The following is a 12779-nucleotide window of genomic DNA, read 5'->3' on the forward strand; positions in this document are numbered from 1 at the left end:
AGCGGGCGGCGGGAATCGAACCCGCATCATCAGCTTGGAAGGCTGAGGTTTTACCACTAAACTACGCCCGCAGCAGTACATGTGTACGAATCACATGCTCTGATGATGTTACCTAAGTAACTCAGCTCAGCCATTATGGCCTGCCCACCCCAAGCCCCAAGCGGCCCCGATGATTACAGCTGAAGAACCAAGCTTGGGGCAGGCAGCCCGGCGTCGCCTGCTGTGGAGCTATGGCCTCGGCGACATCGGCACCGGCATGGCTGCCACCCAGCTGGGCTTCTACCTATTTGTTTTTTACACTGGCGTGGTCGGGCTGCCGGCCTGGATGGCGGGCCTGGTGCTGATGGTGCTGAAGGTGTGGGATGGCATCAACGACCCCCTAGTGGGCTGGCTCAGCGACCACACCAAGCACCCCTGGGGCCCTCGGCTGCCCTGGATGGCTGGCAGCGCCCTTCCCCTAGGCCTGGCGCTGGTTGCGATGTGGTGGGTGCCGCCGGGGGGGAACTGGCAGAAGTTCGCGATTTTGGTGGCGATTCAGCTGGTGGCCATGGGGCTGTACACCTGCGTCAACCTGCCTTACTCAGCCCTGGCCTCCGAGCTCACCAGTTCCACCCAGCTGCGCACCCAGCTGAATGCCAGCCGCTTCACCGGATCGATCCTGGCTGGATTAGCCGGCTTGGTGCTGGGGGCCCTGCTGGTGGGCCAGGGCGCGGAGGGCTACCTACGTATGGGCTGGGTGTCCGGAATTGTCCTCACGGTGTTCACCCTGCTGTGCTGCTGGGGCTTAGCCCCCTTCGCGCGCAACTGCCAGCGCCCTACGGGCCACCCGGAACCGATCCGGCGCCAGCTGCAGCGCGTCGCCGCCAACCCTCGCTTTCTCAAGGTGCTGGGGCTTTACCTGCTGCTCTGGTGTGCCCTGCAGCTGATGCAGCCGGTGTCGCTGATTTTCCTGGCCGTGGTGATGCAGCTACCGGAGAGCTGGAGCACCTGGATCCTGATTCCCTTCCAGCTCAGTGCCCTGGCGGGGCTGCAACTGTGGAGCCGGGTGGCAGGGAGCCACGGCCGCGTCTGCGCCCTGCGCTGGGGCACGGGTCTGTGGATTGCCGGCTGCCTGGGAGCCAGCCTGCTGGTGCCCCTCGATGGCAGCACTGCCCCCCTGGGCAGCTTCAGCAATGGCATCTCCCTGGGCCTACTGGTGCTCACGATCATGGTTACGGGCCTGGGGGCCTCCACCGCCTACCTGATCCCCTGGGCCCTGTTGCCCGACGCAATCGATGCCGATCCCGACAAACCGGCCGGGCTCTACACCGCCTGGATGGTGGTGACTCAGAAACTGGGCATCGGTGTGGCCGTGTTTGCCCTTGGTAACGGCTTGAGCCTCAGCGGCTACCAGGCCGCCCAGGGACTGGCCCAGCCGACTACTGCCCTCACCACCATCCGCCTATGCATGGGCCTGATTCCGGCCGTGCTGATCGCCGCTGGCCTGCTGGTGATGCGACGCTGGCCGGAGAAAGGCCTGCACCGCCAGCCATGAAGCGCCCCGCCTGGCTGACAACACCGCGCTGGCTGCGGCGCCTGGGAGCCAGCCTGCTGGTTGGCGGCCAGGCGGTGAGCGCCATCGCCAAGGGGCGCATCGGCTTCAACGATCTGATGCAAGAGCTGATGGAAGCCGGCCCTGGCAGCTTCCTGATCGTGCTGATCACGGCCTTGGCTGCGGGCACCGTGTTCAACATCCAGGTGGCTGCGGAACTCTCCAAACAGGGCGCCAGCGCCACGGTGGGCGGTCTATTGGCCCTGGGGCTGTCACGGGAGATCGCGCCCCTGCTCACCGCCACCCTGCTCACCGGCAAGGTGGCCACGGCCTATGCGGCCCAGATCGGCACCATGAAGGTGACCGAGCAGATCGATGCGATCACGATGCTGCGCACCGACCCCGTGGAGTACCTGGTGGTGCCCCGGGTAGTAGCGATGGTGATCATGGCGCCGGTGCAATGCCTGCTGTTCTTCTGGGTGGGGATCTGGTCGGGCCAGGTGAGCAGCACGCTGCTTTACAACATCCCCCCGGCGGTGTTCTGGAGCTCGGTGCGCACCTGGATGGAGCCCGATGACCTGCCCTCGATGCTGCTCAAAGCCCTGGTATTTGGGCTGCAGATCGCTGTAATCGCCTGTGGCTGGGGACTCACCACCCGGGGTGGTCCCAAGGAGGTGGGCACCAGCACCACCGGCGCCGTGGTCATGATTCTGGTCACAGTCGCCCTGATGGACGCCCTGCTCACCTCGCTGCTGTTCACCTGATGACCTCCCCTGCCCCCGGCACTAGCGGCGTAGTCCTCGACCCCGCCTACGGCGTAGCCCTTGGGGTGATCGGCCTGGGAGTAGCAGCCCTGGCCCTAACCCCGCTTTGGGCTGGGGCCATCTGGCTCAGCCTGGTCATAGCGGTGTTCGGTTTGTTTCTGCTGCTGCAAACCCGCCTGCTGCGGCTGGAATTTGGCGGTGATGCCCTGCTGGTGTGGCGTCAGCAGAGCCTGCTGCGCCGCTTCCCCTACCAGGAATGGCTGAGCTGGACAATCTTTTGGCCGGGGCTGCCGGTGCTGTTTTATTTCCGTGAACAGGGCAGCATCCACTTCCTGCCCGTGCTCTTTGATGCAACCAGCCTGCGCCAGCAGCTGGAGCAGCACCTGAGCCAGCTCCCCCCCGCCGCACCTCCCGATTCCCCAAGCGATGTCTGACGACCCCAGCCAGGCTTCCCCCACCCCTGCCAGCCCCGAGCCCCCCTCAGCGGCCCCCTGGCAGGAGCTGGCCCTTACTGAGCTGCAGCAGCAGCGCACAGCCCTGCTCGAGGAGATCCGCCAGCTGGAAGCGCGCCGCGGCCAGATCCAAAAGGAGATCGAAGCGAGCTTTGCTGGCCAGGCCGATGGGGTGGCCAGACGGCTCAAGGGCTTCCAGGACTACCTGGTGGGAGCCCTGCAGGATCTCGCCGTGGCCGCCGAGCAGGTGGAGCTGGTGCCCCAGCAGGTGCTGGTGCAGCCCTCCCCCCTCGACCAGATCAGCAGCACCCCCGTAGCCAGCCAACCCCAAGCGGCTGTAGCGGCCGCGGGGCTGTTCGGCCCAGACGAAGTCCTAATTCGCGAGCGCCTGGCCGGCTTTGGCGGCCAGCCCGACTTCTACGCCGATCCCTGGCAGCTGCGCCGCAGCCTGGATGCCAGCGGGGCCGCCCTGCTCGATGACTGGTTCCTGGGCCAGGGCGGCCGGGGCGCCCAGCCCAGCTGCGGCAGCCGCAGCCGCAATGCCTTGGTGGCCGCCGCCGCCATCGCCATCCTGGGCGAGCTCTATGGCGAGCGCTTCCAAACCCTGGTGCTGGCCAGCCAACCGGAGCGCCTGGGGGAGTGGCGCCGCGGCCTGCAGGACTGCCTGGGCCTTTCCCGCGAGGATTTCGGCCCCAGCAGCGGCATCGTGCTGTTTGAGCGGGCCGATGCCCTGGTGGAGCGGGCCGACCGCCTCGAAGAGCGGGGCGAGCTGCCCTTCATCCTGGTGGATGCGGGCGAGCCGGTGCTTGAGATCCCGATCCTGCAGTTTCCGCTCTGGCTGGTCTTCGCGGCCGGCCCCGGCGAACTTATGGCCGACGAAACCTACTGACCCCTGCAACCGTGACCCTGCCAACAGCTGTGACCCTGCTCACCCTGGCCATGCTGATCGCCGGCTACCTGCTCGGCTCAATCCCCAGCGGTTACCTGGCGGGGCGCTGGCTGGCTGGCCTCGACATCCGCCGCGAGGGTTCCGGCTCCACCGGTGCCACCAACGTGCTGCGGGTGGTCGGCAAGGGGCCGGCCTTGGCGGTGTTCTTGGTGGATGTGCTCAAAGGAGCCGCCGCCGTGCTGCTGGCCAAGGCGCTGCTGCAGCCCCCTGGAGCACCGCTATTGGGCACCGGCACGAGTGTGACTGACACAGGTGTGGTCGCGGCGGGCTTAGCGGCCCTGGCCGGCCACATTTGGCCCATCTGGCTCAACTGGAAGGGGGGCAAGGCCGTGGCCACCGGGCTGGGGGTATTGCTAGGCCTGGTACCGGCGGTGGGCATGGCCTGTTTTGGCATCTTCCTCACCGTGTTGAGTTCCACCCGGCTGGTGTCTCTCGCCAGCGTGGTGGCGGCAATCAGCCTGCCACTTCTGATGGTGGGGGCCCATGGCATGCGGCTTGCTTATCTAGCCCTTGCCGTGCTCACTACCCTTGTGGTGGTATTGCGGCATCGCAGCAACATCCAACGCCTTCGCGCGGGCACCGAACCGCGCCTGGGCCATGCAAAGCCGGAATCCTGACCAATACCCTGTCCCAAACAACCCAATCCGCCCCTGGCTTCCTCCCTGTCGACCCTCTCCTCAGCCAACGTTTCACAAGCCAGGCTGACCCCGCGCTCCCTGGCAATGGTTCTGCTGCTTGCGAGCCTCTTGACCCAGGCCACCAGCCTGTGGACTGGCCACAGGGCCCTCAACAGCCAAGCCCAGCTGGCCCGCGAGCGAGGTAGATCAGACGCCCTCGACCAACTCCAGGATGAGCAGAACCACCTTGCCCTTGCAGAGCGCCTCCTGGGCAACCCTCTGGCCAATGAGAAAGTCCGAAGGGGTCTGATTTCCCAGATGGTCCAGGGGCAGCGTGCCCGCGATCAGGCCCTCCGCGACCTGCTGCGAGCCGACACGATGGAAAAACCCGCCGGCGTCGCCCATCAGCCCTTGTCGTATGCCCAACTGGAGCAGGCCCTCCAGCAATGGGACCGGGGCCATCACGCTCTGCTCAAAACCCAGGCACCCTTGCTGAACACGGGTGGGCCCCTAACCCCCCAGGCGCGAATCAGCCTGCCCGCCTTTCAGGCCATGCAACGCCTGGCCCAAGGCCGCCTACAAGCCCAGTGGACAGTGGCGGAGGCCCTGAAGCGAGCCCAGGAAGAAGAGCACAACAGCCAACAAATGACCCTGGCCAGTGTCAACGCCGACCTGAGCACCAGCCAGTCCTCTGGCCTGATAGCCCTGCTTCTTCTGCTGGCAGGCGGGGGACTACTTCTGCAGAAGACCACCACTACATCCTCTGCCGCCACCAACGGCAGCGACGCCAACGCCCAGCCGACACGAAAGGCGGACCATGAAGCGCCCGGCCGCCTGGCGGGAGCTTCCACGGAACCGACGGCTGCCCCAACCCAGCCAGGAGCGCCAGCCCCACCAAGCACAGATGTAGCAGATCTCGGAGGGCGATCAGCAGCTGTCAACGACGTCACGGCCCCAACCACCGCATCGCCCAATGCGGTCTCATCATCTCTGGGGCCAACCATTCAGCCCCCAGGCCCCGGATCCCCCGGCACGGAGCTGGCGGTGGTGATCCAACAGCTGCTTGCCCTAGCGCCCGGCGTCGAAGCACTTCACGGGGCCCTCGTCCAGCTAAGCCAGGGCTCCACCGCCCAGCCCACCGCTGGCCTGCTCGCCACAGCTCAGCAAGCCAGCGCATCGGCTGACGGACCAGCTAACACCACCATCGATCCGACCGCGGCAGAGCTTCCAACCTGGACGGCCCTGCAGCAGACCCTCGAGGATTTGCTACGCAATCCCTTCAAGCTGGAGGACCGGCAGCGACTCAGGACCCTGCTCCACCACCTACTCAAGACCGCCGGCCCCCAAGGCGACCCAGAGTTGGAACAGGCCTTCGCCAAGCTGATGAAGGAGAGCGGCGATGGTCGCCTGCCGGTGCCCTCCAGGGAGCTCCTGCACGAACTGCTGGGACTGGTGCAACGGCCCAGAACTAGCGTCTGAACTTAGTTCCGCATGGGGCTCAGGCCAGCTGTCGGCTCCGTTCGGCGGCCGCCAGCACCGCCTCCAGCAGAGCCGAACGCACACCACCAGCCTCAAGGCGCCGCAGGCCCGCGATGGTGGTTCCGCCGGGACTGCTCACCATGTCCTTGAGCTGGCCGGGATGCAGATCCTGCTCGTGCAGCAGAGCGGCGGTGCCAGCCAGGGTGCGGTTAGCCAGGTGATGGGCCAAGGCCCGCGGCAAGCCGGCAGCCACGGCTCCATCGGCCAAGGCTTCAGCTACCACCGCCACAAAGGCGGGCCCAGATGAAGTGAGCGCCAGAAAGGCATCGAGCTGGGCTTCAGGCAGCTCGTGCACCTCACCCACCTGACCGAAGAGCTGCTGCACCCAGCGGCGTTGGTCTGGGGGCACGTCGACACCAAAGGCCAGGCCCGTGAGCCCCGCCCGCACCAGGGCCGGAGTATTCGGCACGGCGCGCACACACTGCCAGCCAGGAAACAAACGCTGCAGCCGCGCCAGGGTGACACCGGCGAGCACGGAGATCAGCAGCCCGCCCGAACCAGCAGCCGCCGCCGGTGCTACGGCCTCGAGCTGCTGGGGCTTAACCGCCAGCAAAACGACCGGCGCAGACCAGGCTGCAGCTGCATCAGTAGCCACAGTCAAACCGTGGGTTTGGGCCAGGCCGGTGGCGGAGGCTTCGCTGGCAACAACGGCCCGCACACCCTCGCGCTGCACCAGGCCTGCTTCCAGCAGGGGAAACAGCAAAGCCTGGGCCATACGGCCCAGGCCCACAACGCCGAAGGTTGGCGTCATAGCCGGCCTAAATGGCGGCGTCCTGGCGGCCCCAGGCCGGGCTCGGGGCCGCGTCCTGCTGGGGCTCGCTGATCTCGCGGCTCACGATCGTGGGCGAAGAGGCCTCGTCGCTAGCGGCGGTGGTCACCGTGACGCAGCTAGGCGCAAACAGAAAAATGCTTTCACCCACCCGCTCCTGGTGGCCGTCGATAGCGAAGGTGCCGCCTGCCACAAAATCCACGGCGCGCTGGGCCTGATCCGGCTCCATCATCGTGAGGTTGAGGATCACGGTCTTGCGCTCGCGCAGGGCCTGGATGGCGCGGGGCATTTCATCGAAGCTGCGCGGCTCCATCAGGGTCACCTCGGCAACGGCCGTGGATAGGCCGGGCATGCCGATCACATTGGTGCCGGCAAAAGGATCGTCAGCGCCGAAATCGGAGCTCAGGGCTAGGGCGCTAGAGCGACTGGTGTAACTCGGCTCAGGCTGCTCGCCACCGTCGTAATCGAGCTCATCGTCGTAGTCGCCCTCGAGATAGTCGTCTCCTGAGACAACGGCACGCAGGCGGGAAAACAACGACACGAACTGAACCTCAAAGTTGCTTTCTACCTGAATAGCGTCCCACACCAATCGCGGCAAGGCTTTCAAGCGGAGATTGGCACCTTGTGGGGGAATTATTGAATTTGACGCGGCCCAAACAGGCCGCTACCAATGCGAACCCAGGTGCTGCCGGCCGCAGCCGCCTCGGGCCAGTCGCCACTCATGCCCATTGAGCGCTCCGGCAGGCCCAGCTGGGTCGCCAGGGCGTCGCACTCGCCAAACAGGTCCCGGCGCTCGGCCTCGCCCAGGCCCAGGGGCGCCAAGGTCATCAAGCCCAAGGGCTGCAGGGGAGCCAGGCCGGCCAGCTCGGGCCAGTGCTGGCAGAGCTCAGCGGGCTCAAAGCCGGTCTTGGCGGGATCGGGGCGAAATTTCACCTGAAAAAACACCGCCGGCTGGCGCTGCTCCTCGGCGGCGATGCGGGCCAGGCGCCTAGCCAGCTCAAGGCTGTCGAGAGAGTGGATGGTGCCGAAGTGGCGCACCACACCCCGGGCCTTATTGGCCTGCAGCCGGCCGATGAAATGCCAGTCGAGGGGCGCCAGATCGGCCAGCTCGGCTTGCTTGAGCACCGCCTCCTGCAGGCGACTTTCACCAAAGCTGAGCTGGCCAGCGGCCACCGCTTCGCGAATCCGATCAGAGGGTTGGCCCTTGCTCACCGCCAGCAGGCGGCAGCCTGGCGGCAGCTCGGCCTGGAGGGCGGCCAGTCGCCCAGCCAAGGATTCAGATAAAGGTCTGGTCAAACAACTGACGCCAATGGGCGTGGGCCTCGGGACCGTCGCGGCGGGAGCGCACCAGGTTTTGCTCAGCAAAGTGGCGGGCATCCATCAGCGGCACCACCTCAAAGGTGGCGCCACGGGGCTGCAGGGTGACGACGAAAAAAATGCGCTGGGCGTAGAGGGTGGCGAACAGATCCCGGCCTTCGGAAACCGCCGCCACCCGATAGAGCATCCCGAAGGTGGGATGGTTGAGGTAGCGCTCCGGACTCACAAATGCGCTGCTCGTCAATGCGCTGCTCACCGATGCGGTCGAACTTGGCCATTAAAGGTCACCGACTTTCCAACGCAGCAGGAGCATCAGCAGCAGCAAGCCCGCCGCCGTGGCGTTGAGCAGGCCCAAGCCCCGCCCCACAACTGCAGGTCGCAGCAGCTGGTCGGGCGGCAGCCAGACCCCGCCGCGGGCAAGGAGCGCCTCGGCTCCCTGCTCGGAGCGCAGCAACACATTGGCCAGCAGCCGCTCGCCCAGGGCCAGCACCAAAGCCAAGCCCCCCTTCCAGCCAAGCTGCTTGAAATTCACCGCCCGGGTTGCAATAGATCGCAACAGGTTTTGCAACTCCTCCTGCACCAGGGGCAGGAAGCGCAGGGCCAGCAGCAGGGTGAAACCGAGCCTCTCCACCGGCAGGCCCAGCCGGGCCAGGGGCGCCAGCAGCCAGCTGATCGCCCACACCAACTGTTCGGGGGAGGTGCTGAGCAGCAGCAGGTTGGCGCTGTGCACCAGAGTGAATAGCAGCGTGGCGCCGTTGAGGCCCAGCTCAGCTGAACGGCGGGTCACCAGTAGGGGGCCAGCGCGCAGCAGCACCCAGGGGGTGCCTGAGCGCTCGGGCGGCGGGCTGCCAGGGGGACCGGGCTGGAGCCGCAACTCCGCCGGCGGCCGCTGCAGGGCTGCGGGTGACGCCGTGCCCGCCGGTAGCAGGGCCGCTAGGCCGCCCACCAATAGGGCCAGGGCCAGTAGCAGCGGCACGCTGCGGCGCCATAGCCGCCAGCTGAGCCCGCTAGCGGCGGTAATCAGCAGCAACAAGGCCACCAGGCTGAGACGCCAGAGCGGTCCTGCCAGGATCGGCGTTACTAGAAAAATCAGACTCCAGGCCAGCTTCAGGCGTGGATCAAGCCGGCGCAACCAGCTGCCGCCCGTGGCCGCCTCCGCCGGATCCGGGGCGGCAAATTGGCCGATGGGGATCTGGCGTAAAAAATCCACCTAAGCGCAGGCCCTAGCGCCCACGAGTCTGGCTGCGGGCCAGCTCCTTCTCGGCATCGCGCTGCTGCTTGCCGCGCCAGAAAAGCTTGATCGGCGTGCCCTCAAAGCCCAGGCCCTCGCGGATCTGACGCTCCACATAGCGGCGATAGGTCTCACCGAAAAGCCTCGGCTCGTTGACAAACAACGTGAAGCTGGGGGGCCGCACCGCCACCTGGGTGCCGTAGTAGAGGCGGCCCTGGCGGCCGCCGCGGCTGGTGGGCGGCGTGCGCCAGCTGAGCGCTTCGGTGAGCACCTCGTTCACCACCGAAGTGGTGACGCGGCGGCGGTGCTGCTCCACCGCCAGCAGGGCTAGGGGGAAGATCGCCTGCACCCGCTGGCCGCTGAGGGCCGAGGTGAACAGCATCGGCGCCCAGTCGAGGAAATAAAGCTTGGCGCGGAGCTCCTTCTCCATCGCCGGCATGGTGTGACTGTCTTTTTCAATGGCATCCCACTTATTCACCACCACCACGCAGGCGCGGCCGTCCTCTTCGATGCGGCCGGCCAGGCGCTGGTCTTGCTCGGTGACGCCATCGAGGGCGTCAATCACCAGCACGCACACATCGGAGCGCTCGATCGCCTTGAAGCTGCGGCTGATGCCGAAGTATTCGGGGCCATAGCTCACCGAACGGCGGCGGCGGATGCCGGCCGTATCGAGCAGCTTCCAGGTTTTACCCTCCCGCTCGATCGTGGTGTCAATCGTGTCGCGGGTGGTGCCCCGAATCGGGCTGACGATCGCCCGGTTTTCACCGCACACCGCATTGAGCAGGCTGGATTTGCCCACATTGGGGCGGCCGATGATCGCCAGCTGAATCGGCTCTTCGCCCTCGTCTTCTTCGCTGGGGGGCAGGTAACTCACCACCTTGTCGAGCAGGTCGCCGGTGCCGGCACCGTGGATCGCCGAAATCGGGAAGGGCTCGCCCAGGCCCAGGCCCCAAAACTCGGCCGCCATGGCCAGGCCCGCATCGGGCGACTCGCACTTATTCACCGCGAGCATGGTGGGAACCCCCTGGCCCCGCAGCCACTCGGCAATCGACTGGTCGGCAGCGGTGCAACCCAGCTGACCATCAACAACAACCAGGGCCACGGCCGCCTCGGCCAGGGCCAGGTTTGCCTGCTCACGGATCTCCGGCAGAAACTCGCTGTCGTCGTCAAACACCAGGCCGCCGGTGTCGACCACCCGGAAGGTGCGATCAGCCCAGTAGCCCTCCTGATAGGTGCGATCCCGCGTCACGCCGGGCGTGTCGTGCACGATCGCTTCGCGGCTGCGGCAGAGCCGGTTCACCAGGGTGGATTTGCCCACGTTGGGGCGGCCAATAATGGCAACGACCGGTAAGGCCAAGGGAGGTATTCCTACGTCTGTCCTGTATTGACCCTAACGTCTGCCCGGCTTGAGCCAAAAGAGAGGCCCTAACCCGAGCCATTAGCTGATGGGCAGGTCGCCCGAATGGCCCTGCACCGGATCGGCCGGCTGGTCCAACAGTTGCGGCAGCGGCCCCACACCCGGCAGCGGCTCGCCCCGCTCGGCCAAATGGGCCAGCAGCCAGTTCACGGCGGTGGCCCGGCGGGTGCGGCGCGGGTAGAGCTCGCCGATCCTGTAGCCCGCAAAACCCAGCTGCTCCTTCAGCAGCTGCTTGTGCTCTTTTGCAATTGAGCGGGTTAGGGCCACCGAAGGAGGCCGCTCGGCGATGAACTGGGGTTCAACGGGGAAGGACTCCCGCCAGCCAGCGCTGGTAGCCGGGCCGGCGCTCCATGTGCCGGAGCCATTCAGCTCGTATCCCAGGCGCGGCCAGATCAGCACACACACGAAGCGATCGCTGGTGCGGTCGGCCAGCACCGCCTCCAGCAACTGCCGGCTCAAGGGGTAGGGCACGGCAGCGGGGGCGGCCTGAGCGGAAGCCATCGGCCTGAAGCATCACAATCGGATCACCATGATCACTGGTTCACCGATCACAGCTTCTCCCCTGCAGCTCTCTGGCAACGGCACGGCCCGCGCCCTGCGCTGCCGGGTGCTGCAGTCGCCCCTGGCGGGGGTGAGCGATCGCATCTTCCGGGCGCTGGTGCGGCGCTGGGCGCCCGATGCCCTGCTGTTCACCGAGATGGTGAACGCCACCAGCCTGGAGCTGGGCTTCGGGCTGCAGAAGGTGGAGGAGCTGGGCAGCGAGGCCGGCCCGATCGGTGTGCAGCTATTTGATTACCGGCCCGCCGCCATGGCCGAGGCCGCCAAGCGGGCCGAGGCCGCCGGCGCCTTTCTGATCGACATCAATATGGGCTGCCCGGTGAAGAAGATCGCCAAGAAAGGCGGCGGCAGTGGCCTGATCCGCGATCCCGAGCTGGCGGCCCGCGTTGTGGAAAGCGTGGTCGCGGCCGTAGCTCTCCCGGTGACGGTGAAAACGCGGCTGGGCTGGTGCGATGGCAGCGATGCGGTGAGCTGGTGCCAGCGGCTCGAAAATGCCGGTGCCCAGCTGCTCACCCTGCACGGCCGCAGCCGCGAGCAGGGCTTCAAGGGTCAGGCCGACTGGGCCGCCATCGCTGCGGTGAAGGCGGCGCTGACGATCCCGGTGATCGCCAATGGCGATGTCAATAGTCCGGCCGCTGCCAGGCGCTGCCTGGAGCAGACGGGCGCCGATGGGGTGATGGTGGGCCGGGGCAGCATGGGATCCCCCTGGTTGGTGGGCCAGATCGATGCGGAGCTCAGCGGCCGGCCCATCCCGCCCACCCCCGGCGCCCTAGAGCGCCTCGCCCTGGCGGCGGAGCAGCTGCAGGCCCTGGTGGCGGCCAAGGGCGACCACGGCCTGCTGATCGCTCGCAAGCACATGGGCTGGACCTGCCAGGGCTTCGCCGGCGCCCCCCAACTGCGCCATGCCCTGATGCGGGCGCCCACCCCCGGCGCAGCCCTGGAGCTGCTGCAGCGAGCGGAGGCGGCCCTCGAGACCATCAAGCCGCAGGCTGGCTTGCCGGAGGCCGCAGGGCCATGAGCGCCAGTGCCGCCAGCAGCTGGGCGGCAACCAAGGGCAGCACCCCCTCTCCACCGCGGGCGACCAGCGCCAGAGCGATAGCCGGGTTGTAGAGACCCGAGCCGGTAAGGCCCCCGAGCACCACCAGCACCACCAGCCCAAGCCCGATCACCACGCCTGCCAAAGGTTGGGCAAAGGGGCAGATCCGCCCCTCATGGCTCCACACCAGGATCAGGGCGAACAGGGCGATGCTGAAGGCGAATTCCGGCACCACGCCGCCAAGGGCCAGGGGCTCGGGCGCAGCCGCCAGGGGATCGAGGGCGAAGCCGACCCGGGCGCCGATCAGCTGGGCCACCCCGTAGGCGAAGCACTCCCGCCAGACCCCACCACGCCCCAATCCGGCCCAGCCCCAGCGCTGGTGCTGGAGCAGCAGCGTGACCTCCGGATTGAAGTGGGCGCCACTAAGGCGCCCACACAGGTGAATGAGCAGGCTGAGGCTGAGACCGATCATGCAGGCCTGCTCAAAGGAACTGAGCTGACCGGAAGCGGCCCGGGAGATCGTGAAGGCCAGCAGCGCCGTGCCGGCGCCCTCCATTGCGGCGCGTTGGAACAGGGTCATGGGCCGCAGCCTGAACGAG

The 12779-nt window shown here is 67.0% G+C and carries 15 protein-coding genes and 1 tRNA gene; 7 read left to right on the top strand and 9 right to left on the bottom strand.

Going from position 1 to position 12779, the window contains the following annotated elements:
- Positions 1-71 (bottom strand) — tRNA-Gly (locus tag U9970_RS10050).
- A gap of 98 nt (positions 72-169) precedes the next feature.
- Between U9970_RS10050 and U9970_RS10055 the strand changes: the two genes are divergently transcribed.
- The 6 genes from U9970_RS10055 (at position 170) to U9970_RS10080 (ending at position 5792) form a co-directional block, all read left to right on the top strand.
- Complete coding sequence (locus U9970_RS10055; RefSeq protein ID WP_322764118.1) at positions 170-1534, top strand: MFS transporter; 1365 nt, start codon at positions 170-172, stop codon at positions 1532-1534.
- A 14-nt stretch (positions 1535-1548) separates the two neighbouring features.
- Positions 1549-2295 (top strand): MlaE family ABC transporter permease, encoded by a 747-nt coding sequence (locus U9970_RS10060; RefSeq protein ID WP_254936191.1) that lies wholly within the window; start codon positions 1549-1551, stop codon positions 2293-2295.
- Positions 2295-2729: a DUF3119 family protein gene (locus U9970_RS10065; RefSeq protein WP_322764119.1), complete on the top strand. Its 435-nt coding sequence runs from the start codon at positions 2295-2297 to the stop codon at positions 2727-2729. Before U9970_RS10060 ends, U9970_RS10065 begins: the two co-directional genes overlap by 1 nt.
- On the top strand, positions 2722-3636 hold the full coding sequence (locus U9970_RS10070; protein ID WP_322764120.1) for a DUF3086 domain-containing protein: 915 nt from the start codon (positions 2722-2724) through the stop codon (positions 3634-3636). Before U9970_RS10065 ends, U9970_RS10070 begins: the two co-directional genes overlap by 8 nt.
- A gap of 50 nt (positions 3637-3686) precedes the next feature.
- Positions 3687-4313 carry a glycerol-3-phosphate 1-O-acyltransferase PlsY gene (gene plsY / locus U9970_RS10075; RefSeq protein ID WP_322766104.1) on the top strand — a complete coding sequence of 209 codons (627 nt, stop codon included), beginning with the start codon at positions 3687-3689 and terminating at the stop codon, positions 4311-4313.
- Between the two features lie 129 nt (positions 4314-4442).
- A complete protein-coding gene (locus U9970_RS10080) occupies positions 4443-5792 on the top strand; it encodes a hypothetical protein (RefSeq protein ID WP_322764121.1) in 1350 nt (449 codons plus the stop codon).
- A gap of 19 nt (positions 5793-5811) precedes the next feature.
- Here the strand turns inward: U9970_RS10080 and proC are convergent, their stop codons facing one another.
- From proC to U9970_RS10115, 7 genes are all read right to left on the bottom strand, one after another.
- A complete protein-coding gene (proC, locus tag U9970_RS10085) occupies positions 5812-6603 on the bottom strand; it encodes a pyrroline-5-carboxylate reductase (RefSeq protein ID WP_322764122.1) in 792 nt (263 codons plus the stop codon).
- A gap of 7 nt (positions 6604-6610) precedes the next feature.
- Positions 6611-7162, bottom strand: coding sequence for a cell division protein SepF (locus U9970_RS10090; protein ID WP_322764123.1), 552 nt, complete (start codon positions 7160-7162; stop codon positions 6611-6613).
- Between the two features lie 92 nt (positions 7163-7254).
- Positions 7255-7893, bottom strand: a complete 639-nt coding sequence (locus U9970_RS10095) for a YggS family pyridoxal phosphate-dependent enzyme (RefSeq protein WP_322764124.1) — start codon at positions 7891-7893, stop codon at positions 7255-7257.
- A gap of 4 nt (positions 7894-7897) precedes the next feature.
- The gene (locus U9970_RS10100; protein ID WP_106502177.1) at positions 7898-8164 is read right to left on the bottom strand and encodes a PipX family protein; all 267 of its coding nucleotides are present in this window, start codon (positions 8162-8164) and stop codon (positions 7898-7900) included.
- Positions 8165-8215: 51 nt separating this feature from the next.
- A complete protein-coding gene (locus U9970_RS10105; RefSeq protein ID WP_322764125.1) occupies positions 8216-9148 on the bottom strand; it encodes a CbiQ family ECF transporter T component in 933 nt (310 codons plus the stop codon).
- A gap of 13 nt (positions 9149-9161) precedes the next feature.
- Positions 9162-10526, bottom strand: coding sequence for a ribosome biogenesis GTPase Der (gene der, locus U9970_RS10110; RefSeq protein WP_322764126.1), 1365 nt, complete (start codon positions 10524-10526; stop codon positions 9162-9164).
- Between the two features lie 81 nt (positions 10527-10607).
- Positions 10608-11087 (bottom strand): DUF1823 family protein, encoded by a 480-nt coding sequence (locus tag U9970_RS10115; protein ID WP_322764127.1) that lies wholly within the window; start codon positions 11085-11087, stop codon positions 10608-10610.
- Positions 11088-11115: 28 nt separating this feature from the next.
- Between U9970_RS10115 and dusB the strand changes: the two genes are divergently transcribed.
- Entirely contained in the window at positions 11116-12162 is a 1047-nt protein-coding gene (dusB, locus tag U9970_RS10120) for a tRNA dihydrouridine synthase DusB (RefSeq protein WP_322764128.1), read from the top strand.
- Here the strand turns inward: dusB and U9970_RS10125 are convergent.
- Positions 12122-12760, bottom strand: coding sequence for an aquaporin (locus U9970_RS10125; protein WP_322764129.1), 639 nt, complete (start codon positions 12758-12760; stop codon positions 12122-12124). The two genes, dusB and U9970_RS10125, sit on opposite strands and share 41 nt — an antisense overlap.
- Positions 12761-12779: the final 19 nt, after the last annotated feature.

The sequence above is a fragment of the Cyanobium usitatum str. Tous genome (assembly GCF_963920485.1).
GTDB lineage: Bacteria > Cyanobacteriota > Cyanobacteriia > PCC-6307 > Cyanobiaceae > Cyanobium_A > Cyanobium_A usitatum_A.

What these genes read in the sequence shown, in the direction of transcription:
- U9970_RS10055 (WP_322764118.1), top strand. Translation starts at nt 170, where the DNA reads ATGATTACAGCTGAAGAACCAAGCTTGGGGCAGGCAGCCCGGCGTCGC.
- U9970_RS10065 (WP_322764119.1), top strand. Translation starts at nt 2,295, where the DNA reads ATGACCTCCCCTGCCCCCGGCACTAGCGGCGTAGTCCTCGACCCCGCC.
- U9970_RS10070 (WP_322764120.1), top strand. Translation starts at nt 2,722, where the DNA reads ATGTCTGACGACCCCAGCCAGGCTTCCCCCACCCCTGCCAGCCCCGAG.
- plsY (WP_322766104.1), top strand. Translation starts at nt 3,687, where the DNA reads ATGCTGATCGCCGGCTACCTGCTCGGCTCAATCCCCAGCGGTTACCTG.
- proC (WP_322764122.1), bottom strand. Translation starts at nt 6,603, where the DNA reads ATGACGCCAACCTTCGGCGTTGTGGGCCTGGGCCGTATGGCCCAGGCT.
- U9970_RS10115 (WP_322764127.1), bottom strand. Translation starts at nt 11,087, where the DNA reads ATGGCTTCCGCTCAGGCCGCCCCCGCTGCCGTGCCCTACCCCTTGAGC.
- dusB (WP_322764128.1), top strand. Translation starts at nt 11,116, where the DNA reads ATGATCACTGGTTCACCGATCACAGCTTCTCCCCTGCAGCTCTCTGGC.
- U9970_RS10125 (WP_322764129.1), bottom strand. Translation starts at nt 12,760, where the DNA reads ATGACCCTGTTCCAACGCGCCGCAATGGAGGGCGCCGGCACGGCGCTG.